The following is a 25,257-nucleotide window of genomic DNA, read 5'->3' on the forward strand; positions in this document are numbered from 1 at the left end:
CAAAACGTTCATGACCGTTTTCACAGAAAAAGACCTCGCACTCATGGAAGAGGACAAGGTCTTTGGGTATAAGTTCTACACTATGGAGCAGGTATTTGTTCTTCACCTGGCACTGATGGATCGTCAAAGGAAGGGTCGTTCCATTCTACTTTGTGTTTATCTTGAAGCGTATTTAACCAGGTACTGTAGTTCTGACTGCGATTTTGGTCAGTCAGCATCATCTTGATCTGATCTTTGACTTTATCAAACTCAGGTGCTGGTGAACCCAGCTGTGCTTTATTTGTATTGTAGTAGGTTTTGATTTGCTCCTCGGTAACCGGGAATGCTTTATCCAACAACTTATCCCGTGTCATGAGCACGTTCAGCTTATCCCGCAGCTGGGTCTCAGTCATTCCCATACTCTTCAAGTAGTTTTGGAATGCCTCAGGTGAACCTACCTGTTTTTTCATCGAATCAATCTCTTTATTCATATCTTCTTGCGTCGCCGCGACGTTTTGCGCCTTGGCTTCCTGCTTGATTAACGCTTCCGCAACAAGTTCATGTATCGTTGATTTTCCGTACGTTTTCTTCATTTCACCGTAAAGCTGATTTTGTGTAATCGAGGTATCGCCAGCTGTTACCAATACAGGGTCATTGCCTTTTGCCCATGATTGATAAAAACCTAAAACAGCTAACCCCGTTACTAATATGGCAACCGTAAGCATGGAAATATCAAACTTCTTCACTTGGATATCCTCTCTTTCTATAATCTGCCCTCCAAGTATAGAAAGAAGTTATGGTAGAAAAATGGAAAGCGTATTACACAACTTTTCCACATTTTAAACATATTATGCGCTACATAAAAAATCGGGTAAAAAAAGAGGAGAGAACGGAGGCGATGACAGGACCTAAAACTGCCCAAACCTGTAAAAAGCGTTCTTGTTTTCTGTCTTTTTCCACTTCCATAAACTGAGCAAGTGCTTCCTTGTCCCGATTTTCATTAGACAGTAATTGCAGGATTATATCTTTGTCTTTTTCCGTCTTCTCTGCTTTCGTTTCTAATTCAGTCTGCAGCTTGTTCAAAACTTGCAGTACATCGTAACGCACATCCTCCATGCGTCCCAATCGATGTTCAATTCGTTCCAACCATTTCGTGACGACTAACATTTGTCCCTCAAGCTGATCGATTCGTTCTTCGAATTTGTCTAATTTCAAATAGATACGTTGGATATGCTGATCTATATCTTTCTGATTATCATACGGTCCTGCTGTCATAGATTCCACCTCCCCCGTCCGTCCTTTATACTACTTGTTTATGTATCGGTGAGGAGCATTGCCTGTACGGTTATCCCTCTCTGTTCAGTCTCGTGTAAAAAAGGCGGCAAACAAATGTATTTCCAAATCCTGAATTCAGCTAAAATAAGAGGAAGACTATCTAGCATTTCTCTCAAATAAACGGGGACATAACCGTTTATTCATAAAGGAGGATACCATGACAACCTTGCTGGAGGTAAAAGGGGTAACAGGTGGGTACTCTTACAACCACGCTGTAATTAAAGATGTCTCCTTTCACATACGCGAAAAAGAAATTGTGGCCCTAATCGGGCTGAATGGCGCAGGCAAAAGCACGACAATCAAGCATATTCTAGGACTCTTGGAACCCATCGCAGGTGAAATCAGCATTGCAGGGAGGACTTTTCAATCTGATCCGGAAAACTATCGCTTGTCTTACGGGTATATTCCCGAGTCCCCCATTTATTACGAAGAGCTTACACTGTGGGAGCATATCGAGTTAATGGCCATGAGCCACGGGTTGGACCGGGAAGTTTTTTATGAACGAGCACGTCCTCTCTTAAAAGAATTCCGCATGGAGGAAATGAAAGACCGATTTCCTCAGCAGTTTTCCAAAGGGATGCGACAAAAGCTCATGATCATGATGGCGTTGCTCGTACAACCGCCTCTGTACATCGTAGATGAACCGATCCTGGGTCTGGACCCGCTGGGGATTCGTTCTCTTCTCACGTGGTTGAACCGTTGCAAAGAGCAAGGAGCTGGCATTTTGATGTCCACACATATTTTGGCGACCGCCGAGAAGCATTGTGACCGATTCATCATTTTGCACAAAGGCGAGATCAGAGCCCAAGGAACGCTTGAGGAGCTTCGGCGTATGACAGGGCTTCCAGCTAGCTCTTTGGACGACATATACTTACATATCGTAGAGGATGACGGCCAGTGAAAATAGACGTTGATCAATTATTTCGCAAACGGTTCCATGCCTTTTCCGTAGAATTCATTCGGTATGCCCAGTACATGGCGAATGGCGGTTTAGCGTTTGTTGGGATCTTTTTGATGGGGTTGCTCGCCTTCTACTACCGCAGCATCATCGCGATGATTCCAGCCTGGTTCCCTTTGCCGTATGCGATGGCGCTCGTGATTGCAATCGTCGTGGCGAGAAGCCCCCTACGCACGTTTTTGCTGGAAGCGGATTTGCTTTTTTTGACTCCGCATGAAGTAAGACTGGATCGCTATTTCCGAAAGGCGCTCGTTTACAATTTTGCCATTCAGAGCATGGTGGTGTTTATCGTCCTACTCCTGCTCATGCCTATGTATACAGGGGTCATAGGCGCACAAGACGTGCAGCTGTGGGTGTACTGGTGCATTCCCCTGCTCTTGAAGGGCTGGAATATTTACAGCAATTGGACGTTCTTACGTTTGCCAGATCAGCAGAAGATCGGATTCTATACACTCGCTCGATTTGTCTTTTCGTATATCCTCCTCGCCTGGGTATTGAGTGAAGGCCAATTTTTGCGCTTGGGTAATGTCCCATTTGGTGTTCTGATCTGCGCTGCGCTCTTGATCTGGCTCCATTCGCGAATGTTGACTTATAAGAAAAAATATTCTCTACAATGGTATCGCCTCCTGGCCATCGAAAGCGGCTTGCGTCACCGCTTTTATCAGTTCGTGAACAACTTCCGAGATGTCCCTGCCATGCAGCACCAAGTGAAATCACGCTCGTGGCTCATTACCCTGACGAAGCTGCTGCCTTACCGTCAATCAACAGCAGGACATCATTTGTTTACCAAAAAATTTATTCGCTCTGGTGACTTTGCGGGCACTTATTTCAGACTGCTCCTGTTGTCAGCCTTCGTCGTTCTCATATTGCCCGGCCCGTATGCAAAAATCATTGCCGGTCTGCTCTTTCTCTTCATGACTGCCAGCCAGATCAGCAGCCTCTGGCGACATCAGCAAAAGCGCAATGGATATTCGATCTTTCCGATTCGGGATAGTCAATTGAAACAGTCATTTAGCTGGTTGCGCATGGTGCTATTGGGTGTGCACGGTGTAGTTCTTGTGCTCATTGGGTTATTGTAGTTAATATCAAAAGCGGCTTGGAAGAAGCGCATTTCCAGTCCAAGCGCCTCTGGAGCCCGACAAAGCGGAGAGCTGAATGGAGGGAGTGCTTTTAGCTTCAACTCTGCAAACTCCTCATCGAAACCGCTACTTTTGAAGCGGCTCCCGCCATTAAGCCCGGAGCAGCCAGTCCATCCCTCAGCGGGGCGGAGGCCGAAGCGTAGACTGGAAATGCGCTTCTTCCCCCACTACAGCCACAAAAAAACAGCTCTTCCCGGCATCATCCTGCCAGTAGAAGAGCTGTTTTTCATTTATAAATAAAGTAATTTGCCTACAGTCGGAACGTATCCACCTTGCTACGTAGCTCTTGAATGCTGTCTGTCACCTGCTCCGTTTCAGACACGAACTGATCAACGTTTCCACTAACCTCATGCATCGTAGCAGATACCTCTTCGGTGGCTGCTGCTGTTTGTTCCGAGATAGCAGTAACCGTCAACACGGATTCATTCACCTTGTTCTGACCTTGCTTCATCGTCTCTACACTTGCCATAACATTCGCAAGCGACGTCTTCAAAGTATGCGTCATGTCAGACAGCGCTGTAATGCCTTGTGTAACGGAATCCAAACGCTCAGTACCCGCATTGTAGCGATCCAGCGTCGCATTTGTCTTTTCCGTAGCTTGTCTTACCTGATCTTGAATGTCTTTGATGCTCTCCTGAATGACATGAGTTGCTGCACCTGTCTGTTCAGCCAGCTTGCGAACTTCTCCCGCTACCACAGCGAAGCCTCTGCCCGCCTCGCCAGCACGCGCACTCTCGATGGCTGCATTCAACGCCAACAGATTGGTTTGTCCGGCGATTTGCTGAATCGTTTCAATCACGTCGTTAATTCGGCTCGATTTTTCTTCGAGAATCGCCATTGTATTTTGCACTTCATGAAATTGTTTGTTCGTCTCTGTTCCATCTGTCAAAAACTCTTGCAATACCTTATAACTGCTCTCTCCGATATCAGACACGCGATTGGATACTGCATCCATCTCGTCAATCGCCGTATTCAATTCAGACAGCTCGCTCAAGAATTCTTGAACCGTTTGCACCGTCATCTCCATCGCAGTTGCTGTCTGTTCATTCCCTTGGGCAATCTCTTGGCTGGTGACCACGATATTTTTGTTTTGCTCGCGGACAGAGTTGGCACCTTCCCGAATGGAATTCGCCATGGTGTCGATATGCTCCGTAGTCTCTTTTACTCCGCCGATGATTTGACGCAGCTGAGCTGTCATCTCACCAAAAGCAACGACAATTCGGCCAATCTCGTCTTTTTTGTTGGAAACGGAAATCTCGGTAGACGTGAGATCACCAGAAGCAATACGCATAGACGCTTCTTGTACAACCTGCAGTGGACGAAGCAGCTTTTTGATCAAGAAGAATACAGCACCTAAAGCAATAATCGTTACGACAATCATAGCCATTATGATACGTGGCATGGTTTCATCCAAAACCTGGTCATTAATCAGCTCCACCTTGTCTGCCGCAGTATCTACACCTAGTACAGCAATTACTTGACCAGATGGATCTTCAATCGGTGCGAATGCACTTAGGTAATCTCCGTAAACAGGGTCTTTGACGATCGGCGTACTGTTCGATCCCCCTGCCAGAACAGGAGCAATATCATCCATATCCGTAGAGGTTGTCTCTTGACCGATTGTAGCTGCCCCCTCTGCTCCTTTCGCCGTTCCATCCACCATAATCTTTACCTTTTCACCATCTGCATGAACAATATAAATATAAAGGGCACCGGTTTTTTGGGTGTACTCAAGCAACGTATTTCGGATCGACCAGTAGTCGTCAGATTCTTTTGGCTGAGATATAAATGTCGCTATCTTCTCTGAGTCAAGCCCTTGGGAGATATGTAATGCTGTGTTGATGCTTGAGCGCGAGAGTGTTTTTTCAACAGTAGCTACGCTGTTTTCGTAAATCATGATAATATTGATTGCCATCATGACGGCAATGATCACCGCTACAAGAGCAACGACCCGTGTTGCCAAGCTCTTACTCATCCTGTTTCACTTCTCCTTCGCAGGTTTCGATATGTGTAATACGGACCACCCACCCAGGAGCGGACGCTTTGTTGCGGGAGGGTCTGCCTTTTCGTAAAAGGATCAGCGTTGCTGTTCTCACACGGTGCTACTCGATAAAAAAAGCACCCAAAAAGGGTGCTTTTCCTAAACACTCCCTACCTGTCTTATCGACAATCGGTAGTAATTTAATTAGGACTTTTGTTGGACAATCATGAGAAAGCGATGGGTAGGAATATCGATATAACCAGCCGCTTCGATTTTTTGGTGCAGATCGAGCAAGGCTTGAGCGTACTTTTCTACAGTAAAGTCGCGAATCTGCCATTCGATAGCCTTCAGGTAGTAAACAATGGCACCTATGTCGTAAAAACGCGAAAAGCTCATTTCCTCTCTTTGCTCCACAATCGTAAGACCAGCTTCCTCCAGTTCGTTCACTGCATAGGCTAGGTTCCAGTGCAAGTAATCTGGCGGAATGGGAGCGTCCAGCAATCGATTCAGCTCGAGATTGTCTTGACCGCCTACTTGCTGGGTAACAAATGTGCCCCCTGGCTTCAACAGGCGCTTTATTTCAGACGGCAAATAAGCTTCATGTCGATTGATAATCAAGTCAAGTGACTGATCCTCAAAAGGCAATATTTCTTCCCCGTCTACCGGAAACACACGAACACCCAGGGGCTCCAGATTGGCTTTTGCCACCGCTACATTCTGCTCATAGCCTTCTGTCGCATACGTCTCCAAAGGGAACGGCGCAAGCGTAGAAAACAGTTCTCCACCACCTGTTCCCATTTCCAGCATAGAGCTAATCCCTTGCATGTTCTTTTTCACGAGGTTTACATAGTTCCAGCCAAGTGGTGCATCCTGCATCCTGCCTGTCGCAGTCAATCTGGCAAAATCCCACCCAGCGAATGGTGCCTCTACTTCCTCTTGAAAGCTTTTGATCCAATCCTTCTTTTCCATGTCTGCCTCTCCTCTCGTTTATACCAGTCTGTTCACGTCCAAACCAGACGAGGCTGGAGGAGCTCGGGAGCGTTGTTACGTTTGTACAAAATCAAAGGACATGAGTAAAAGTCCCCCTTCCTACTATTCTGATAAATCAAAAAACAATACCGAAATTGTAATGTATATCCTATATGTAGATCAAGTGCACTTCTCCGACTTAAGGCGGAGTGAAAATACTGCCCCAGTACGTTTGGTCCTCAGCCGTTTCTCTATATCATTAGTATCGAACTAGTAAACAGGAGGAACTGATCATGGCTGATTTTGAAGTGCTTGCCGGGATTCATCAAGGATTGTTTCTGGTCCTTCTCATCGTCATGCTGGTCCCTACAACCATGGCAAACCAGCTCGTTTTCCGTCCGACGAAACGGGCTTTCATAAGCAGTGCTCGCATCACTTTATGTTTTTTATGGTCGGCCCTTTTTGTCTTTGCAGGGCATTTGGTGATGACGTGGGTTTTGTTTGAATCCTTTGGCTGGCTTTACATAAAGGATAAGCTGCTTGGCTTTTTACCTTTTATTTTTGTTCCATTGCTTTTCTGCCTGCTCTCTACTTTTCCACGGCTGTGGGAGTTGGCCGGAAAAGGAGGCAGAGATTCGAGACATTCACAAGTAGATACGGATTATACCCGAATTTTGTTACAAGAGAAAAATGTTCGACCTGTAAAAGCAAACTCCCCTGACCTAGACGACACGTTAGATGCAGAGTGGCGAGGAGACGCATCTTGCCCCGAATTGCTTGTTCCGTTGCAAGCCACCGTCTTGGGCTGTCTAATTGCACTCTTCCTTCAAGTCTTTTTTCCTGCTGTTACGTTGGAACCGTCCATTTTATTTCTTGCTTGGGGTGTATTATTAGCTGGGGTCTCCCTGCTTTGGATTCAGCAATCGTGGCAGCATCAATACCACTCCACTGCGGAAAACTGGGTAAAACCGCGCCGTCTGCTCCGCTTCATCCGTTTTGCCATGCTTTTCCTGATGACCGCTTTACTTGCAACGATCTGGGGAAATCAAGCGATGATAGCGAGCCGCCTTCCCGACCATCCATCCTTGGGAGCTCAGAATCAGGACGATCACGCTCTCCCGGATTTCGTTTTCCCTGTAAAGGCAAGTGCCTATTCGATGCCTTCCACAGGGAAACCTAAAAGTATTGATGTATCAACAAAACCAAAACAAGGAAACCCTGATCGAACGTTTTCGCTGAACGCACAGAAAACAACTATCCGTCAGGCATCAGGCAAAACCGTAGAAGCATGGACCCTGAACGGACAATATCCCGGACCTGAGATCCGTATGAAGCAAGGTGAGCTCGTCGAAATCACCCTGCTGAACAAGGATATATCCGAAGGGATAGACATCCACTGGCATGGCATGCAGACTCCCGTTAACGATGATCGCCTTGCAAAAGGAGAAAAATCTGTGTTGCGTTTCCGTGCAGAACAAACCGGAACGTATTGGTACCATTCTCATCAGCAAATTCCTGGGCAAGTAGTGAACGGGTTATTCGGTGCCCTTGTGATCGAGGCAGCCGATACTACGACTACAAGCAAACCCATCCGCGACATCGCCATGATTCATCACAAGGACGAAAAGGCAGGCGCGACGTTAAACGGCTCAGATACGCAAAAAATCGAAACAGTTACTCCTGGCACAACGGTTCGCCTTCGCTTTATAAACGCCGAAAATGCTCCTGTCACCTATTTGCTGCAAGGAACTCCTTTTCAGGTAGTAGCGATAGACGGAACCGAGGTAAACGAACCGAATTTGATTGCCAATCAAGCCTTGCAACCGGGGGCAGGCGGTCGATACGACATTCAGTTTACGATGCCGAATCGTCCCGTGCTATTTGCTCCAGCTGCCAACCAGCATGACAAGGGGCTGCTCTTAAGTCCAGACGGGTCCAAAGATGCTGTACCCTTCTTAAACGCAGAGCTTTCCGTCTTTGACCCTGCACGTTACGGTAGTCCGACTGCTCTTCCTTTTGATCTCTCTTCCCATTTTGATCGGGAATATCAACTGCTCATTGATAGTCAGTATGGTTTTTATGACGGTAAATTCGAGCGATTGTCGACTGTAAATGGCGACTTGCTTCCTGATACCCGGATGATGCTTGAAGAGGGCGATCTCATAAAGCTGACCTTCGTCAATCGCAGCTTTCAGGATCAATCGCTGTATCTGCACGGCCATCACATGCTCATCTTGAGCCGGGACGGCAAAAAGGTTACGGGAAGTCCATGGTGGACGGACACTCTCCAGATAGCGCCGGGTGAAACCTATGAAGTTGCTTTCCGCGCGAATAATTCTGGTGAATCGACGAAAGAGGGCCCTCATAAAGATGAAACTGCTTTTGGTAACGCAATCCCGCTCATGTATGAAGAGCATCTCCAAAAAGAAAACAGCAGTCCGTAGCGATTCTTTCGCCAGGCTGCTGTTTTCTTTTTTATCTATTACCGAGACTTTTTCCGGTTCTTGGCCGCCAATAGTCTGTTTAGCGCTTCGTCGGGCTGTGTTTGCTTCTCCTGTTTCTCTTTTGCCTGCTCGTTCTTGACTGCCGCTGGCTTCACGGGATTTCCAGCCGTTCCTACCGGACGAATAAGGGGAGCAGATATGACGTTCTGGTCATCTGTCCGCTCTTCGCGTGTCCGTCTTGTTACAGAGCGCTTCTCGCCGAGGCGAGACAATACTGCCTGTTGTTCAGGATCGGCAGATGTGGACTTGCGCAATCTCCATAGACTGGATAGCCTTGCCCACCATTGATCCGGCAACTGCAGACGACGAACGGCGATATCGATCGGCAGCAGCAACGCCGCCAACATCAGTAACCACTCACTGATTGACTGTGTGTCCCATTTATCGGGAAGCGAGCCACCAAAAGCTTCTTCCGGCTTGATGATCTGATTCCCTCCACCAGCACTTAGCCACTCTTGAAGTCGCTTCTCACCATCGGCATGTATCCCGTATTCGGGTGAATAGGAAACGGTCAAGCCTGTCGTTTGGCTCGCCGTGACTTGGCCTCGATTTTTTTGTGAGATCTGAATCATGTACGTGCCCGGATTAGCCGTCTCGAATTCACCCTCCATGACACCGGGAGCAATCGGCTTAAGCTTGATGACTTCTCGCTTCATCTCTTGATTGAGAACGACTGCCTCCATCTCTTGAGGCATGCTTTTACCAGCTGGCATCGTAACCTTCACATTGCCTTTGGCGCCGTTCATGCTCGTGGTCGTCTTCCAAGCGCCTTCTGTAATTTGCGGGAAAGTCCATGCCACGATTTCGTTCCACAGACGGCTGTTTCCTCCCCAAGCCACCCAGTCCGGTGACCACTTCCCTTCCAGATCACTCGTCCAGGCGACAGAACGCCCCAGACCGTACTGCCAGCGGGAGAGAATCGGATCATCGTCAGCACTCATCAAAGATGATTCGGCTGTTTGCTTCGGTGTTGTCGCGATATACGCACGCACCGGAGGCAATGATTGCTTCAGCGTCGGCCAAGCTCCCAAGCCTGTATAGCCTGGTACTTGAGGCTTCTCCACAATAAACGTGCGGCTGGCTAAGGCTGTTTCTTTACTGAAGATTTTCGGGATGGATTCGGCATCATTTGCAAAATAGTATCTGCCTTTTCCTAACTCGGCAATCATCTCCAGCAGCCCCCTATCTGAATCATCTCCCAGCGCCACTGTTGAAACAGTAATATTTTCAGCCGTCATTTGTTGTAGCAGGCCCTCGTAATCGTCGTTTAGTGCAGATTGCCCATCTGTGAGCAAGATCACGTGCTTGCGCTGTGTGTTCATCGCCTTTACACGTTCGTAGCCCAGTTGTAAGGCAGGAAAAATATCGGTCCCACCATCCGCTTGAATTCTGCTGATCTGCTGTTGGATTTCATCCAGCTTCGTGACAGATTGTGGAGCTACAACATCCCATGGTGTGTCGTCAAATGCGATCACCCCGATGTAGTCCTGTGCATTCATCATGGTTGTCGCTCGTATCGCGGCTTCCCTAGCCAGTGCCATCTTATCCGCACCTCTGGCATCAGAGCTCATACTGCCCGACTTGTCGATGACCAACTGAAGTCCGAGCGAAGGGAGCTGTTCCTTCCCTTTTAAATCCATGTGAACAGGTAATGCCTCTTCAATTGGTGTCTGGAACCAGCCACCCATACCGAAGCTATCTTTACCGCCTGTCATGATCAAACCAATGCCTAAATCACGTACAGCAGTCCGCATGCGTTCCATATCCGCATCTGTCATGCTCGTAGCGGGCACGTCTACCAGTACAATGGAGGCAAATTGCTTGTAGCCCTCAAGCTCCTTTGGCAGTAGTGCGAGATCGCGTAGCTCTACCTTGATATTGCCCGCTTCCAGTGCTTGAATGAGGTTGCTGGCGGCACCTGGATGCCCTTCGGCTACGAGTACAACTGGTGCCCCGGCTACCTGCGTATAGGCTGTTGCCTGATTGTTCGCCGCTACGGTATCTTGTCGTGGCTCGATTTCCACACGATAGCGATGGAAACCCTGCTGCATCGCTTTTTGCGAAAAAACGAAGCGATTGTTGCCTTTACCAATCTGTACCGTTTGCTGACCAGCCTCGCGATTGCCTTCATACAGGCGAAGGGTAGCCTCGGTCGCTATCGTACTCTCCACATCAACGGTGATGCCGTATTCCTCTCCCGCATACAGTCTTTGTGGCACCTGTACAGATGTAAGGACGACCTCATCCCCGTTGGGTTGCTGCAAGGATACAGCCTCTACAGCGATTCCTCGCTCCCTCGCCAGTCTCGTCTGCCGTGCCGCATCTCCGCTTGTTTCCAGACCATCTGTTAGCAAAACGACTTTTCCTCTGGCATTGGTAGGAATCATGGCAGACGCCAATCGGATTCCCTCTGCCAAATTGGTTGCATTCCGGTTGACATCCACGCCCAATGGCTGTACCTCTTGGCGGATCGTCATCGGTTGATCGACCGCCGCCTCTGCACCTATTGCAATGACAGCATACTTATCCGCTGCCTGCTTTTGACCGACCGCCTCCCGCAAAAAGGAAAGAACTCGCGGATCGTCCTTCATGGAAGCCGATCGATCTACAACAAACACAATCGTTTTCGCCTGAACAGGTGTCAGTAGCTGTGTCCCAGCCAACGTCAAAACCAGAAGGAGGAACAAGAGCGAACGAATAGTAGCAATTGTTGCCTTTCTGCCGATTGGCATTTGCTTTTGATGTCGCCACCAGCTGATGATGACATACGCAACAGGAAGCAATAACAGCAGGAATAGCGGCTGTATAAAGTTAATACCCACGCTGATACACCCTCCATTCCACCAATAGCACCAAGAGAGCAAAAGCTGCCAACCAATAGGTCAGCTCCTTCGTTCCCATTGCTCCTGTTGTGTCAGTCGCTGTTGCTTCCTCGCTCTCCTTTTGCTCTTCGGCATTCTTCCGAGCAACGCTCAAGGACTTTGGTGTAATGTTCGATTCTTCCTCATTCATTTGGACAGGAAAATACGTACTTTTGGTGCCTGTATCTACCTCTTCATCAAGGCGATACAATCCGGTCAACTCCGGTAGCTGCATCGTTTTGGACGTGGCGTCCTCCGTAAGAGACTGCTGATGTCCATTCGGATACGTCAAGGTACGTGCTGTCGCTCCCGGTGAGAGTGGGAGGGTCAAGACTTCTCCCGGATGTGCCGTAGGGATTGGGGCTGTCTGACCAGGTGACAGCCAGTTGACGACATTTTGCATGAAAATCGGAAAAGCAGGACGCAGTGGGAAGTCCGATGCATGCAAATCAAATCCGATGATGACCATTCGTCGACCGTCTATGATCCCGGCTCTGACCAGATCGACACCACCTGCGCGTACCAATGGCTTCATCCCAGGCATCTCGTCCAATGCGTATCCTTTGGCGATGTGCACATCTCGCCAATCTACGTGCTTGAGCAGCTGGTCATCCGGGGAAACTGGCCTTGGCTGTTGATCCAGTTCTTTTTCTCCGGCAAGCGGCAACCATTCTGTTTTCTTGTTCGGAGCAATCAACAAAAGGTTTCCTTTTGGTAGCTGGTCTGGCACGACTCCGTCAAAAACCCACAAGTCACGCGCATCAGCCGCAGCATCCGGTGCCTGCTGAATCGTTTCCACCTCAAGACTTCCGACTGTTTGCAATACTTGATGGAGGAAGCGATTCCCCTCTGGCGAATACAACGCTGCTTTTCCCTTCCCGGCAGCGAATGGAACACTCCACATGACATTATCCTGGGAAAGTCCGTCCTGCTCCGGTTCGATGACTGCACGATAGATGCTAGACACCGCCAGCTTCTGAAACGAAAATGTCTGGGAGCTACCTGCCCCAATCGCAAAAGAATCGGTATCCAGCAGCTTGTCTTGCTCATCAAAAACCGTGACTTTTCCTTTTGCAGGCATACTGCCGTGATTGTCCACCCGCAGCAGTCCCTCTACCCCCTTTTCCGTAGGTTGGGTCACAAAAACACCGATTGACGTATTCTCCCGGGTGCTTCCCATCTGCATGAACTGAAAGCTTCCGGAAAAGGCAGGGACTGAGCCTCCATCCAGCTTGCGTTCCCCGCTTCCGTCCCCCATCCAAATCACTCCACTGCCTGGTTCATTCTCTGCAATGGCTCCTGCCAAAGACAAGGCTGCGATTTGATCGGATGTCCCGGAAAAAGGCGCAAGCTTTTCGATGGCTTGCAAGAGCGGCTCTTTGTCTGCACTTTTGGAAACTAAAACATTTGGCTCACGCCCTGCCTCAATGAGGGTCATCGTCTGTCCGCTTCCCAGCTTCTCTACGAGTGCTTTTGCCTGTGAAACGGCTCGTTCCAGCCGCGTCTCGTTTCCTTCCTTCGCCATCATGCTCCCTGATGTATCCACGACCAAAATCGTATGGTCCGATGTGATTCCCTCAGTGGGCACGGCCGGTCGGATCAAGGCCAGCACGAGCAAGCAGGCAGCGAGCAGTTGCAGCAGCAACAACAGGTTGCGCCGCAGCCTTTCCCACGGTTTCACCGCTTCCCAGTTTTGCAACGTGCGCTGCCACAGGAGTGTACTAGGTATGACACGATCCTCTACTTTTCGCTTGAGCAGGTAAAGGACGATGATGGCCGGGATTATCAGCGCAAACCACAAGTTGCCCAAACCCATCCACTGCATGTTGTCTCTCTCCTCTCTAGCGAATCAAGCCTGCCTGACGAAAGACATGGAAGACAATCGATTCCAGGGATTGTTCCGCCTCTACAGACACGAAGGCGATTCCTCTTCCATAAGCAAACGCGGACAGTTCTTGTTGATAATCTTGCAAGCTCTTGTGATACTCTTCCATCAAAAGGCTGGTCAAGGATGCTTCTTTTGCCTGCCCGGTCTCTGAATCGATCAACCGCAGCTCTCCCGCATACTCGGGGGAAAGCTCTTCTTTGGAAAGCACCTGGACCAGCGTGACCTCTTGTCTGGCCGCTTGCAAATACGCGATGCCTTCCGTATAGCCTGACTCAAACAAAAAGTCCGACAGCACGATGGATGTGCCAGCTTTGCCCCTGACAGCCCCGGGCTGGCGCATTGCGGTTTGTATATCACCTGCTCCCCCTTCTTGCAGGGAAGATAGGAAGCTGAGTAAGCGATGCGCCTGGCTCTTTCCTTGCAGCCCGGTAAGTGCTGCCGTAATGCGGCTGTCAAATGCATAGACTGACACATGATCGAGGTGACACAGGGACAAATAGCCAAGAGCCGCGGCAATCTCGACAGCACGGGTCATTTTGTTCGGTTGCCCATAGCTCATCGAACGACTGCAATCGATATACAAGTTCACATGAAGCTCGGTCTCATCTAAGTACTTTTTCAAAAACAGCTTGCCTGAACGGGCATACGCATTCCAATCAAGCTGCCGCAAGTCATCGCCGGGAACATACGCCCGAAAGTCTGCGAACTCCATGGAGCTGCCCAGTTGTCTCGCCCTTCGCTTTCCTGCCTGGCTGCCGCTGACCGCTTTGCGACTAGCCATCTGCATTCGCTCCAGTCTGGCGAGCCATGACGGATCAAGCAGGTGTTGATTCATACCTTCTGCGTCCCCAGTTCGTCCAAAATATCCATAATGACGCGGTCTGGTCGGATGCCATTTGCCTCTCCTTCAAAATTGAGGAAAATGCGGTGGCGCAACGCTGGCAAAGCAACTGCTGTCACGTCCTCGTACGCCAGATTGTATCGCCCAGCCAGTAATGCACGTACTTTTGCCAAGGAGACAATCGCCTGCACGCCACGCGGACCTGCACCGTTGCGCACATATTTGTTCACCGAAGCAATTGCCTGTTGGCCCGGATGCGTCGCTAAAAGCAGCTTCACAGCGTAATCTAGTACCGCATCAGCTACCAGCACTTCACGCGCTGCCTGCTGAATCTCAGCAATCTGCTCGGCTGAGGCCACTTTTTCCACGGTGATCACTTGGCTCGTGGTCGTTTGCCGCACGATCATTTTCAGTTCTTCTTCGGTCGGATACGGCACATTGATCTTCAATAAAAAGCGATCCATTTGCGCTTCTGGCAACGGGTATGTCCCTTCCTGCTCCAGTGGGTTCTGGGTCGCGAGAACAAAGAACGGCTCCGGCAGCGGACGAGTCACTCCTCCAGCTGAAACGGTTCGCTCCTGCATGGCCTCCAATAAGGCGCTTTGCGTTTTTGGCGTCGCCCGGTTGATTTCGTCAGCCAGCACGACGTGAGCGAAGATCGGCCCATGTTGGAATTGGAAGGACTGCTGTCCCTTCTCATCGACCAACAGGATGTTCGTTCCAGTAATGTCTGTCGGCATCAGGTCCGGAGTGAACTGAATCCGCTGAAACGACAGCTCGAAGGCTTGGGACAGTGTCCGAACAAGCAGCGTTTTACCCAATCCGGGTACGCCTTCCAAAAGCGCATGTCCTCCTGCAAACACGGCCCACAGAAGTTGCTCGACCACATCTTTTTGTCCTACCAATACCTTTCCAATTTCCTGCCTGACAAGCTCTACTCGCTGCAAGCAATCCTCTAGCGTTTGCTGCACCATCTCCGTGTCTCCTTCCTGTTGTTGAATGATCTAAGGCTCTATTTTGCTGAAGTAATCCTTCACGATCTGTTGATAATCGCCGGGAATACTGCCTTTTTCCATACTCTCGCGGGCAAATTGCTCATACTGGCCGTAAACTTCCTCGTACGGCAGCGTTCCACCGGAGGTGACTTGTGTGTTTCCGCTTTGCTGTGACTGGGAAGGTCCTGACCCGAGTGAGCCTCCGACCGTATCAACGGGTCCTTTGTCTCCACCTATGCGATCTGCCGGGATGGTAACGAGCTCGTGTTTGCCTTTTCCTAACCCTGCGCCACCGTTTTGACCGCTTCCTTGACCGCCATTTCCATTTCCATTGCCGCTTCCATTGCCATTACCGTTCCCATTACCGTTTCCATCTCCATTCCCAGGCTGGTTTGCCGGGTTCGCCCCTTGATTTGGGTTGGTACCTGCTCCCGGTGTCGCCGCTGATGGCTGATTGCCAGGTGACCCAGATGCTGGAGTCGCCTGTCCAGTTGCTGCCGTTCCTGCCCCAGCTCCACTCGCCCCAGCATTTCCTGCTTGTGTGCCTGCACTGGCAAGCGTCATTTGTGACTGATTGAGCGAGGCCGCGGCATGTATAGCTGCGAGCATGGCTTGCTGAGATTGCTGGATGCCAGTCATGGCTTGCATCAAGCTGTTCTCGAGTGCCGTCATCGCTTGAGGCACTTGTCCTTGGGCTGTTTGCTGGGCTGCCTCTGCCAGTTGTTTGGCGATATCCTCCAGCTCCTTCGAGTCGGCAGACTCAGCCTCTTTTTTCAATTGCTCTGCTGCACTTGCGAGTTCACGGGCGATCTCTTCCCGCTCATTTTGCGGCATGCTTTCCATGGCCTTTGCCATTTGTGCCAGAGCCTCGTTCATCGCTTGTCGATCTTTCGCTTCCATCGCGCCAGCTAAGGCTTTTGTCCCTTCTTGATTACCCAAGCTGCGCTGGAGTGCTTGCAGCGCTTTTTCTTTGCGCTGCTCTGCATCTCTGACCTTCTCCAATTGTTTTTCCGCAGCGCGCAAGGCATTTTGACGTTCTGCCGGGTCGTCTGCTTTCGCCAAAGCCTTTTTTGCCTGCTCCAGCATTTCCTCCAGCTGCTTTTTCTGCGCGTCCGTTAAGTCTGTATTCTTTTTCACGTCCTGTTTGATTGCCTCTACTTCTTCCTCGACCTGCGCGATGGCTTTCTTCTCCTCTGCCATCTGGGCCAGTCGCAAGTCTTGAGGATTCGGCCAAAGAAACAGCATCAGACACACCAATAGCAAGCTGCTTGTGACATACACCTTTCTTTGGATCAGCGACCAGATGCGGACACTCTCCACGATTTGCGGCAAATTTTTACGCAGATGCTGCAAGGCGTCTTCTCTCTGCATACCTGCTACCATCGACTGATTCTCTTGATTCTCCCATGCTGTGACGACTCGCTGGGCCAAACCATTACCGTCTGCCACTTGTGCACATTGGAGCCAGGTTGGACGCATCCAAAGCGCGCGCACCAGACCTGTCATGACAACAAGCACTGGCAGCACAACTGCGATCCAATGGTAAAACGGAATCGGCCAGATACGGGCAAGGAGGAGGAGGACCAGACTCGCCCCTATTCCCCACAAACCATAGACAGTTAGCTGCTGTATCCATACACGCAGGCCCAATTGCTTTCGAATGGGTGCAAGCAGTGACTTCAGCTCGTCGTTCGCTCTAGAGGTAAACATGGCTTATTGCTCCTCTTTTACTTTGCGCAATCTCGGTTTCACTGGCTGAATGAGATAAATGGAGAGTAACAGGCAGAACAATGTAATGGCCCCGAAAAACAGACAGTAAACTGCGTACGGGTCCACATTCCCAATCCTGATCTGCGGCCCTTCTTCAAAAATGTTCAACATCGCAAACAATGGGTTAAAATTATGCATGAGATTGGGCCAGTCTGGCATAGTCGCGGATGACATGTTACCGGACCGACGCTGGTACCGAATGAACTCTTTGATAATTTCCGCCAGTATGCTCGACCCGATCGCAGATCCGAACACCACGGCATAAGTAACAACCGTAGAGATACCAGTCCGTTTGATCAGCGTGGACATGAGCACACCAATGCTGCCGATACCGAACATCGTAATGATGTAAAAGCCAAACACCTTGATTACTTGTGCAGGTGAAATTCCCCCATACAAAAAGACGATGGCATAGAGCGGGATGGTCGCAATGACTAGAAAGGTCATGAAGCTGAGTGATGCCAGCCATTTGCCTAAAATCAATCGTGTGGCGCTGACATTCGTGGTCAACAGCACACTCAACGTCTGGCGTTCGCGTTCACCGGAAATCACACCTGCCGTCAGTCCCGGCACGACGAAGCCGATCATCCCGAGCTGAAACACAGACAGCATCATGAACAGCTCGCGTGTATCATTCGGGTTGTAATAACTGCCACCGTTTGTCATAAAGAAAATTATCGTGAGCGTCATTGCACCCAAAACGAGCAAATATAACAGGATGATCCACGGTGACCGATTGGTCCGCATCCGCATTTTCCATTCATTGAACAAGACAGGGTTGTGAAATCGTCTCAAGTCGCTCATGAGCCCACCCCTTTCGTAATTTCCAGGAAGATTTCTTCCAAATCACCTACTGCCTCATTAAACGCGGCAACAGGATAGCCTGACACCGCAAGCTCCCGCAGCAGCTCAACCTGTTCTTCGTCATTGCCTGAAAAGCCTGCAACGACCCAGTTCCCTTCACGTGTCACCCTGGTAATGACGGGCATTTCACGCAGGCGCGTCATTGCTTCCTCAACCCGATCTAAGAGGCGAATGCGCAATACCCGCTGCTCTTGCATTTTCGAGTAAATCTCATCGACTCGTCCAAAGGCAACCAGATTGCCTTCCTCCACAATCCCGATGACGTCGCACATCTCCGCCAGCTCAGGCAATATGTGCGAGCTAATGATAATCGTTTTGCCCATATCCCGCAGTTCCTTCAAAATTTCCCGCAGCTCGATGCGTGCACGCGGGTCCAAGCCAGAAGCCGGTTCATCCAAAATGAGCACTTCCGGATTGTGAACCAGCGAGCGGGCCAGTCCGAGGCGCTGCTTCATCCCCCGCGACAACGAGTCAACGTAGGCATCCCGCTTGTGCGTGAGATTCACCAACTCTAATAACTGCGGAATGATTTGTTTTCGTTCGGCTGCCGGAATATCGTAGTTCGCAGCGTAAAAATCAAGGTACTCTTCTGCTGTCAAATTGTCGTAGACACCAAAAAAGTCTGGCATGTAGCCGATCAGCTTGCGCACTTCCTTTGGATGCTTGGTCACTTCGTAGCCGCCTACGTATGCTTTCCCACTGGTCGGCTCCAATAAAGTCGCCAAAATGGACATTGTCGTCGATTTTCCTGCCCCGTTCGGACCGACGAAACCAAAAACGGTACCCTTGTCAATTTCAAGCGAAAGTCCTTTTAACGCTTCCATTTTGCCGTAGCGCTTGCGCAAATTTTGGATCTGGATCACTTCTCGCTCACCTTCCCTTCCACACTGACACTTGGAACCCCAATGTGGCGTTCGTCCTCAAACTGGTGGGCAAATTTGATACGGACAATGCCGTCGCCCGAAACATAAGTAGCGGTCTTGTCACTTGACATGACGTTGTTCATGAATGCTTTTTCAAATGGTTCGAAAGCTTTTGTCTTCCAGTTGTACACCTCTTTTTCAAATGTCGTATTGTCCTCTGACCAGGTGTATAGATACAAATTGCTGATGGTAAGCTCCTGTCCTTCCTGATTCAGATTAATATCAAACGTAATATCCCCGGCAGGGAGTCGAAAGCCATCGCCGTAATCATCTACCGGAACAGAGCTGCCCGACATCGTCACATCAAATGATCCCGTCGGATAATAAATGTGTCCGTCCTTGGATGGATTTACATGCAGCGTCGAAGTAACCATCGCAATGCTGCTGTTCTCCGTATTTTCGTTTGGTACGACAGCCTCAACAACTTGCTCATCGGTCCAGCCCACGAGTTTTACCACTTCAGACGGACCGCTACGTCTGTCCATCATATCCAGCATTTCCACGATGAGTTGTTCACGCGTTTCTGTTTCATAGCCATTCGATTGCAGGTGCTGCGGCAGCGCATTCCCCATATTCATCCGATGTTTGTTCCGCCTTGCTTGATGTTGAGAGGCAAACGGCAAGTTCACTTCGATACTGCTGCCAGCCGCCAACTGCGGAAACTCTTGTACCGTTATACCTGTCGAGATCGTCACATCTCGCAGCGAGTACTTCGTATGGTTCGTCACAGTTCCTTTTAGTGCGCCGTTCTCATACGACAGATTCGATTCTATGTTTCCTACGTCTGATAAGGTTTGCTCTGTCGCAACCTTGCGCATCGACCAGAATTCTACATCTCGGAAATCAATATGAGTCTGATCTGGCTGTATGGAAATCCACGTTTTCGGAACTTGATCGGTATAATTTCTTTCAATGACAGGCTGGGTCATGCCCTCTCCCTTTAAAGTCAAACGATAGTCGTCATTACTCGGTACGAATAATGCGGTAACACTCACCGAATTCGCCTGTCCGTTGTTTTGCAGCTCCACATAACCTACCTGGTGCAGCTTTACACCCACACCCCGCTGGATGGCACCAATCGAGAAGATTCCGATTCCCGCCACCACCGAAATGGCAGGAACGATCACCCACATGTAGCTTTGCTTGCGGCCTCTCCGCAAAATATAGAAAAGAACTGGCCCGACAACCAGGGCATAAATTCCGAAAAATACTGCGAACCAACCAACCTCCGGAATTTTCAAGGATGGGACGCGATCAGCAGCATCCTTAAGCGGCCATACGTCTTCGATCATGCTCCTATTTGAAGCGTTGATGGAAGAACCAAAAGCCTTTACTAATGTATCTGCCCAAAAGCGGCTGTTTCCTGCCCAACTGGCTACTGGTTCCGCCGCCAAATCATAGGCCACGTACAATACTTTTCCCGCTCCCACGTTATGTACAGCCATCAGCGGAATATTTCCTTCGCTATACAGAACTTTCCCTGCCTTCAATGTCCCATTGCTTACAGTAAAGGGGGATGTCAGTGCGATCGAATTGGTCTTATCCACTTTTAAACTAGAAAGTGCCTGTACACTCGTCACTCCTGTCACTTCTACTGGTGACAAATCACCCAAAATGCCTCCGGATTTCTTGTACTGTGCTCCTCCAGCTAAAATCAGCATCCCGCCAGATTTCGTCCAATCCCGAATCGCTTTGATCTGCTGTTCATTCAATGAATCCAATGCAAAATTATTGATGACGAGCATATTCATCATCTGGAGTTGCGTACCTGTCACTGGCATATTGTCTGCCTTCATCGTCAAGAGCTGGACAGGGTTATGATTAGAGCCTTTCGGCAGTACACCAAGGAAGTTAGCTGTGTCTGGGTTTTCTGCCAACACACCGATCATCAGCGTATCTTCGCTGTATGAACTGCCTGTTATTGGCGTTTGCGCGATCACTTTGTTATCTTGCATCAAGGCCACATAAGAACTGCTTTGCAGCTCTGATCCAGGAACGATAATCGTTGCCTGCTTGGTCACTCCGCTTGCAATGGAAACCGGCTGATAATTGGCAACTGCGAAGCGACTGTCTACCCGTTCTCCAGTGGCGACAAAAAGCTCCCCTTCGATATCCGCCCCTCCATTTTTCACCGTGACGACAACGGGAATCATCCCCGTTTGCCTGTACTTCCCTTCAATTCCGACTGTTACTCCTAGCTGAATGTTTCCCTCTGCCAAGGCTGTCCTCGTTAATCCTAAAGGAACACCTGCTACCAACAGGAGGAACGCACAGAAGACCAGGAGCCATCGCTTACACTGTGCCGTTTTCATTCGTTCAAAACCTCCACGGACCATTCTTTTTTCTTCCTATCTTTTCTACTCATACAGTTATTGACGTTATTTCCAGACAAATAGCTACAATTTTTTTCAAAATGAAGTCGATGAATCGACAAGGGAGAAAGGATTTTTCACAGACTGTGGTAAATCATATTTGAAACATAAAAGGCATGAACAAGGAAGAGTGGTGAAATGTAAATGTCTACGGTTTCATGGAATTTGCGAGATGATTTGCATGAATTTGATCTCGGGGACTCACAGGCAAGACATAATGAAAAATAGAAAAAACGTCAGGATCATGCTCTGACGTTTTTTCGTAATCCTTCTATGACATGCCATACCCTACATCCTGAAGTCTAGCCGTATCAAACATATCGGCTATCGCCTGATGAATATGAGGGGGGTGCTCCGCCAGTCGATGACACAAGTACAAGTACCACTCTGTCCCATAAGTGAGGTACAAGCGCACTGGAACCCCTTTTTCTCGCAAAGCATGAGCCAGCTCAGGGCGAACCCCGTATAACAGCTCTACCTCTACATTCGGTCGATGCAAATAGTCTCGACCGTCTAGCTCGTCTACAATCGCTTGGTCGTGCGTGGCGAGTGAGCATTCACGCCCAGCTCGTACACACATATCGGCCAGCTCCAGGTATCGTTCGTTCAACTCCACTGAACGCCCCAATGCGATTTCCTGCGGCTCCTTGAATGCGCCTTTAACCAAACGAATTTTCCCCGGGAGTCCGAGTACCCGTTTCACATCATCCAGCGAGCGGTGCAAATGTGCTTGAATCGTAATGCCCACATTTTCATGTCGCTGTGCCAAGCGCTCATACATGCTAATGATCGCCTCTGTTTTCGCCGATTCCTCCATGCTGATCATCAAATAGTGGCCGCTATGTCTCGCCCGCTCCGCCAACTCTTCTACGTGGGCAAACGCCAGCTCTTTATCCAGTAACAAGCCGAGATGGGACAGATCAAAGGATATTCCGACTGGGGTATGTAGTTGGGAGCAATCCGCAGTTAGCGCAAGAAACTCCCGCTGCGCTTCATGTACAATCTGCGAATCCAGCGTATTTTCACCAATGTGTTCCATTGATAGACGGTAGCCCAATTTCTCCAAGCGTTGGGCTATTTTTATTGCATCCGTTCGCGTTTCGCCTGTCACATAACGTTTCGCAGCAATCAAAAGCAACGGATATAGCAAGGGCGATGTTCTGACCGCTTCCTTGATTCGTTCATCACGGGCGATTGTACGCAAAATCTCTGCGGTTCTTCTCTCTTCTGGTGTCATCCTTCTCTCTCCTTTGGCAGTGTCATACCTCTTCTCTTCTATCACCCTACCATGGTACGCTTGTTTGGATTAGGTCCAGTTTCCCACAATTTCGAGAGGACCAGTTGCGTAAGGAGGCTCACACGGCTTGTTCTGGATAACCATTGACCGAGAGAAACCGATTCCGTTAATCAGACAAATTTATTCTGAATTGCGCACAAAGATTTTGAGCGGAGAACTGACAGCAGGCTTCAAGCTTCCATCTACCCGAAAAGTAGCAAGCGAACTGCACCTCTCTCGCAATGTGGTACTAGAGGCGTACGAGCAGCTACTAGCCGAGGGCTACATCGAGAGCAGGCGTGGCTCCGGGTATTTCATTGCCTCAGGCATTTATTTGGAACAGCACGCCCGGATGACAGAGGCTGGGGCTGGGTTGCCGAAAGTGGACCAGCATTTCAACGAAGACGAGAGCAAGCTAATTGATTTTCGTTCTGGTGTTCCTGCTCTGGAGCGTTTTCCTCGCAACCTCTGGGGCAAAACTGTCCAGCGTGTCTGTCAGGAAGCACCGCTGTCAGTCTTTGGCTATAATCGTCCCGAGGGACGTACGGAGCTGCGCACGATTTTATGTCGCTATTTGTATCGAACGCGCGGCGTTCAATGCGACCCCGAGCAAATCATTATGACATCCGGGGCTACTCAGGCGCTCACCCTGATTGCCAATGTGCTTCTGCGTCCTGATAGTCACGTAGTCATCGAGGACCCGATCACGCACGATATCCAAAGTATTTTCACCAGGACAGGCGCTCGTTTACTGCCTGTTCCGACAGATACCTACGGGATGGATATGGAACAGCTACCGTCATTGTCTGCCCATCGCCCCCGCTTCGTATTTGTCACGCCTTCTCATCAGTTCCCGCTCGGCGGCACCATGCCCATCCAGCGAAGACTTCAACTCATTCGTTATGCACGGGAAGCTGACTGCTACATTGTCGAGGATGATTACGACAGCGAGTTTCGTTACGAAACTGCTCCTATCAGCTCCATTCAGGGCCTTGCCTCGGAGCGTGTTATCTACATCGGTTCCTTTAGCAAAATCCTTTCTCCCGGACTGCGTCAGGGATACCTCGTCCTGCCAAAAGCGTTGGTAGCTTCCTATCAGCAGGCAAAATGGCTATCCGATTTGCACGCCCCTTCGATTGATCAGCTTGCCCTCGGGGTTTTTATCGAGGAGGGGCATCTTGAGAAATACGTAAATCGCGTAAAAAAGCTGTACAAAAAACGCCGTCAATGCTTGATTGATGCTCTTCAACTGGCTTTTGGTGATAGTATTCGCATTTGGGGGGAGGCCGCTGGACTGCACATCGTAGCTGCTTTTCCCACGATTCACTTCACACCTGACGTCCTGGCTGCGCTGGAGCAAGCCGGAGTGCGTGTCTACCCGGTCGAGGAACACGCCATTGTCAAAGGCAATCATACAGATAAAATCATTCTCGGATACGGCAATACCAATGAGGCACAGATCGAAGAAGGGGTCGAGAGGATCAGGGCTGTTTTAACGAGAATGCTTGCAGATTCTCCATGATTTCCACCCTCTTTCCTTCTCAATTCACCAAAAGAAGAGCCAAATCTCTCGATTCCATCTCAAGATTTGGCTCTCGTTCTACTACTTATCTGTTAGCGAAAGCGTCTGCAGCAGCCAGGAGGGCACCAGCGACAGTGATCCGGGCACCTCCGTCTGTGGTCAAACTCCCAACTCCGGTAAGGTCTCTGCCATTCTCCTCCACGATCCCATCCTGGTGGACGTTCCCGATCTCTTTGCCAAGGATAATAAGAAGAATGTCCTTCCCGCGAAGAATATGAGGATTGCCATTGAGAGCTTTGAAAGTTCACGCAACCGCCTTCTTTCCTCTTATTTTTGCTGACTATATGTGTATATGCACGGTGACGTTCATCCGCATAGACTACTGACCGCTATCCAAATAAAAGGGTATCTACCTACCTCCTCTATCATCGTCATCTACCTATTTTCTTGTAGGACAAACACAAAAAAACCGGTATTCCTACGAACAGGAATGACCGGCTTTTGACTACCCTAATAGGCTCTTATGATTTCGTCCACAGCTCTCTGCGAGAAGTGGTTACAGATGTTGCACCGGCAAGAATAGCGCGATCGACATCTTCCATTGTACGAATAAAGCCTCCAGCGATAACCGGAATCTTGGTTCGTACAGTGATTTCTTCAATCAGATGGGGAATGATTCCTGGCAAAACCTCGACGTAATCCGGCTTGGTTCTCTCCAGCTGGGTTAGGCTGCTATCTAATGCCATCGTATCAATGAGAAAAAGTCGTTGGATCGAAATGAGTCCTTTTTTCTTGGCGGCAAGAACGGCACTGTTCCGTGTGGTGATGATTCCTTCGGGCTGTGCTTCTTGTGCAAGAAACTCCATCGCATATTCATCAGACTTCAAGCCGTCTATGAGATCAGCATGGATCAGCAGTTTTTTCCCAAACGCTCTGGCCCGTTTGCCCAGTGGCTTTACTTGCGCTACATGAGCATTCAGCAAAATAATGCGCTCGTAGCTGCTTTCCATGAGCTCATCAAATTCTTTTAATGTCCGGGCTGCAGGAAGTATGACTTGATTGATCTGGTTTGCCAATCAC

The 25,257-nt window shown here is 49.5% G+C and carries 18 protein-coding genes; 4 read left to right on the forward strand and 14 right to left on the reverse strand.

All coding sequences use genetic code 11. The annotated features are described in order from the left end of the window. Positions 1–80: 80 nt before the first annotated feature. Together ACUUHJ_RS26880 and ACUUHJ_RS26885 are read right to left on the reverse strand one after the other, a co-directional pair. Positions 81–725: a SurA N-terminal domain-containing protein gene (locus tag ACUUHJ_RS26880; RefSeq protein WP_472300472.1), complete on the reverse strand. Its 645-nt coding sequence runs from the start codon at positions 723–725 to the stop codon at positions 81–83. A 109-nt stretch (positions 726–834) separates the two neighbouring features. Continuing rightward, positions 835–1,254, reverse strand: coding sequence for a hypothetical protein (locus ACUUHJ_RS26885; RefSeq protein WP_172141358.1), 420 nt, complete (start codon positions 1,252–1,254; stop codon positions 835–837). A gap of 217 nt (positions 1,255–1,471) precedes the next feature. Between ACUUHJ_RS26885 and ACUUHJ_RS26890 the strand changes: the two genes are divergently transcribed. Further along, the gene (locus ACUUHJ_RS26890) at positions 1,472–2,215 is read left to right on the forward strand and encodes an ABC transporter ATP-binding protein (protein WP_289674595.1); all 744 of its coding nucleotides are present in this window, start codon (positions 1,472–1,474) and stop codon (positions 2,213–2,215) included. Continuing rightward, a complete protein-coding gene (locus ACUUHJ_RS26895; RefSeq protein ID WP_472300473.1) occupies positions 2,212–3,351 on the forward strand; it encodes an ABC transporter permease in 1,140 nt (379 codons plus the stop codon). Before ACUUHJ_RS26890 ends, ACUUHJ_RS26895 begins: the two co-directional genes overlap by 4 nt. A gap of 310 nt (positions 3,352–3,661) precedes the next feature. On the opposite strand, the gene ACUUHJ_RS26900 is transcribed toward ACUUHJ_RS26895, so the two are convergent. Continuing rightward, positions 3,662–5,386, reverse strand: coding sequence for a methyl-accepting chemotaxis protein (locus ACUUHJ_RS26900; RefSeq protein ID WP_472300474.1), 1,725 nt, complete (start codon positions 5,384–5,386; stop codon positions 3,662–3,664). Between the two features lie 210 nt (positions 5,387–5,596). Continuing rightward, positions 5,597–6,361: a class I SAM-dependent methyltransferase gene (locus ACUUHJ_RS26905; protein ID WP_472300475.1), complete on the reverse strand. Its 765-nt coding sequence runs from the start codon at positions 6,359–6,361 to the stop codon at positions 5,597–5,599. A gap of 293 nt (positions 6,362–6,654) precedes the next feature. On the opposite strand from ACUUHJ_RS26905, the gene ACUUHJ_RS26910 reads away from it, so the two are divergent. Then, positions 6,655–8,805 carry a multicopper oxidase family protein gene (locus ACUUHJ_RS26910; RefSeq protein ID WP_472300476.1) on the forward strand — a complete coding sequence of 717 codons (2,151 nt, stop codon included), beginning with the start codon at positions 6,655–6,657 and terminating at the stop codon, positions 8,803–8,805. A 38-nt stretch (positions 8,806–8,843) separates the two neighbouring features. Here the strand turns inward: ACUUHJ_RS26910 and ACUUHJ_RS26915 are convergent, their stop codons facing one another. The 9 genes from ACUUHJ_RS26915 to ACUUHJ_RS26955 form a co-directional block, all read right to left on the reverse strand. After that, positions 8,844–11,687, reverse strand: coding sequence for a VWA domain-containing protein (locus tag ACUUHJ_RS26915; protein WP_472300477.1), 2,844 nt, complete (start codon positions 11,685–11,687; stop codon positions 8,844–8,846). Then, complete coding sequence (locus ACUUHJ_RS26920) at positions 11,677–13,551, reverse strand: VWA domain-containing protein (RefSeq protein WP_472300478.1); 1,875 nt, start codon at positions 13,549–13,551, stop codon at positions 11,677–11,679. The genes ACUUHJ_RS26915 and ACUUHJ_RS26920 overlap by 11 nt, the downstream gene beginning before the upstream one ends. 16 nt (positions 13,552–13,567) lie before the next feature. Next, the gene (locus ACUUHJ_RS26925; protein ID WP_472300479.1) at positions 13,568–14,449 is read right to left on the reverse strand and encodes a DUF58 domain-containing protein; all 882 of its coding nucleotides are present in this window, start codon (positions 14,447–14,449) and stop codon (positions 13,568–13,570) included. Further along, entirely contained in the window at positions 14,446–15,429 is a 984-nt protein-coding gene (locus ACUUHJ_RS26930; RefSeq protein ID WP_472300480.1) for an AAA family ATPase, read from the reverse strand. The genes ACUUHJ_RS26925 and ACUUHJ_RS26930 overlap by 4 nt, the downstream gene beginning before the upstream one ends. A 30-nt stretch (positions 15,430–15,459) precedes the next feature. After that, complete coding sequence (locus ACUUHJ_RS26935; protein WP_472300481.1) at positions 15,460–17,160, reverse strand: hypothetical protein; 1,701 nt, start codon at positions 17,158–17,160, stop codon at positions 15,460–15,462. A gap of 3 nt (positions 17,161–17,163) precedes the next feature. Continuing rightward, on the reverse strand, positions 17,164–18,024 hold the full coding sequence (locus tag ACUUHJ_RS26940) for an ABC transporter permease (RefSeq protein ID WP_289674606.1): 861 nt from the start codon (positions 18,022–18,024) through the stop codon (positions 17,164–17,166). Beyond that, positions 18,021–18,947 (reverse strand): ABC transporter ATP-binding protein, encoded by a 927-nt coding sequence (locus ACUUHJ_RS26945; RefSeq protein ID WP_087351382.1) that lies wholly within the window; start codon positions 18,945–18,947, stop codon positions 18,021–18,023. Before ACUUHJ_RS26945 ends, ACUUHJ_RS26940 begins: the two co-directional genes overlap by 4 nt. Next, positions 18,944–21,319, reverse strand: a complete 2,376-nt coding sequence (locus ACUUHJ_RS26950) for a DUF7408 domain-containing protein (RefSeq protein WP_289674608.1) — start codon at positions 21,317–21,319, stop codon at positions 18,944–18,946. The genes ACUUHJ_RS26945 and ACUUHJ_RS26950 overlap by 4 nt, the downstream gene beginning before the upstream one ends. Before the next feature lie 331 nt (positions 21,320–21,650). Further along, positions 21,651–22,616, reverse strand: a complete 966-nt coding sequence (locus ACUUHJ_RS26955; RefSeq protein ID WP_472300482.1) for a proline dehydrogenase family protein — start codon at positions 22,614–22,616, stop codon at positions 21,651–21,653. 127 nt (positions 22,617–22,743) lie between these two features. On the opposite strand from ACUUHJ_RS26955, the gene pdxR reads away from it, so the two are divergent. Beyond that, entirely contained in the window at positions 22,744–24,177 is a 1,434-nt protein-coding gene (gene pdxR / locus ACUUHJ_RS26960; RefSeq protein WP_289674610.1) for a MocR-like pyridoxine biosynthesis transcription factor PdxR, read from the forward strand. Between the two features lie 521 nt (positions 24,178–24,698). Here pdxR and ACUUHJ_RS26965 read toward each other — a convergent pair. Then, a complete protein-coding gene (locus ACUUHJ_RS26965) occupies positions 24,699–25,253 on the reverse strand; it encodes a glycerol-3-phosphate responsive antiterminator (protein ID WP_016741431.1) in 555 nt (184 codons plus the stop codon). Positions 25,254–25,257: the final 4 nt, after the last annotated feature.

This window comes from Brevibacillus schisleri (assembly GCF_055685845.1).

Bases quoted from the DNA above. Each gene is read 5' to 3' on its own strand.
- ACUUHJ_RS26905 (WP_472300475.1), bottom strand. From the start codon at position 6,361: ATGGAAAAGAAGGATTGGATCAAAAGCTTTCAAGAGGAAGTAGAGGCA.
- ACUUHJ_RS26900 (WP_472300474.1), bottom strand. From the start codon at position 5,386: ATGAGTAAGAGCTTGGCAACACGGGTCGTTGCTCTTGTAGCGGTGATC.
- ACUUHJ_RS26885 (WP_172141358.1), bottom strand. From the start codon at position 1,254: ATGACAGCAGGACCGTATGATAATCAGAAAGATATAGATCAGCATATC.
- ACUUHJ_RS26920 (WP_472300478.1), bottom strand. From the start codon at position 13,551: ATGCAGTGGATGGGTTTGGGCAACTTGTGGTTTGCGCTGATAATCCCG.
- ACUUHJ_RS26930 (WP_472300480.1), bottom strand. From the start codon at position 15,429: ATGGTGCAGCAAACGCTAGAGGATTGCTTGCAGCGAGTAGAGCTTGTC.
- ACUUHJ_RS26925 (WP_472300479.1), bottom strand. From the start codon at position 14,449: ATGAATCAACACCTGCTTGATCCGTCATGGCTCGCCAGACTGGAGCGA.
- ACUUHJ_RS26955 (WP_472300482.1), bottom strand. From the start codon at position 22,616: ATGACACCAGAAGAGAGAAGAACCGCAGAGATTTTGCGTACAATCGCC.
- ACUUHJ_RS26910 (WP_472300476.1), top strand. From the start codon at position 6,655: ATGGCTGATTTTGAAGTGCTTGCCGGGATTCATCAAGGATTGTTTCTG.
- ACUUHJ_RS26935 (WP_472300481.1), bottom strand. From the start codon at position 17,160: ATGTTTACCTCTAGAGCGAACGACGAGCTGAAGTCACTGCTTGCACCC.
- ACUUHJ_RS26890 (WP_289674595.1), top strand. From the start codon at position 1,472: ATGACAACCTTGCTGGAGGTAAAAGGGGTAACAGGTGGGTACTCTTAC.
- ACUUHJ_RS26940 (WP_289674606.1), bottom strand. From the start codon at position 18,024: ATGAGCGACTTGAGACGATTTCACAACCCTGTCTTGTTCAATGAATGG.
- ACUUHJ_RS26950 (WP_289674608.1), bottom strand. From the start codon at position 21,319: ATGAAAACGGCACAGTGTAAGCGATGGCTCCTGGTCTTCTGTGCGTTC.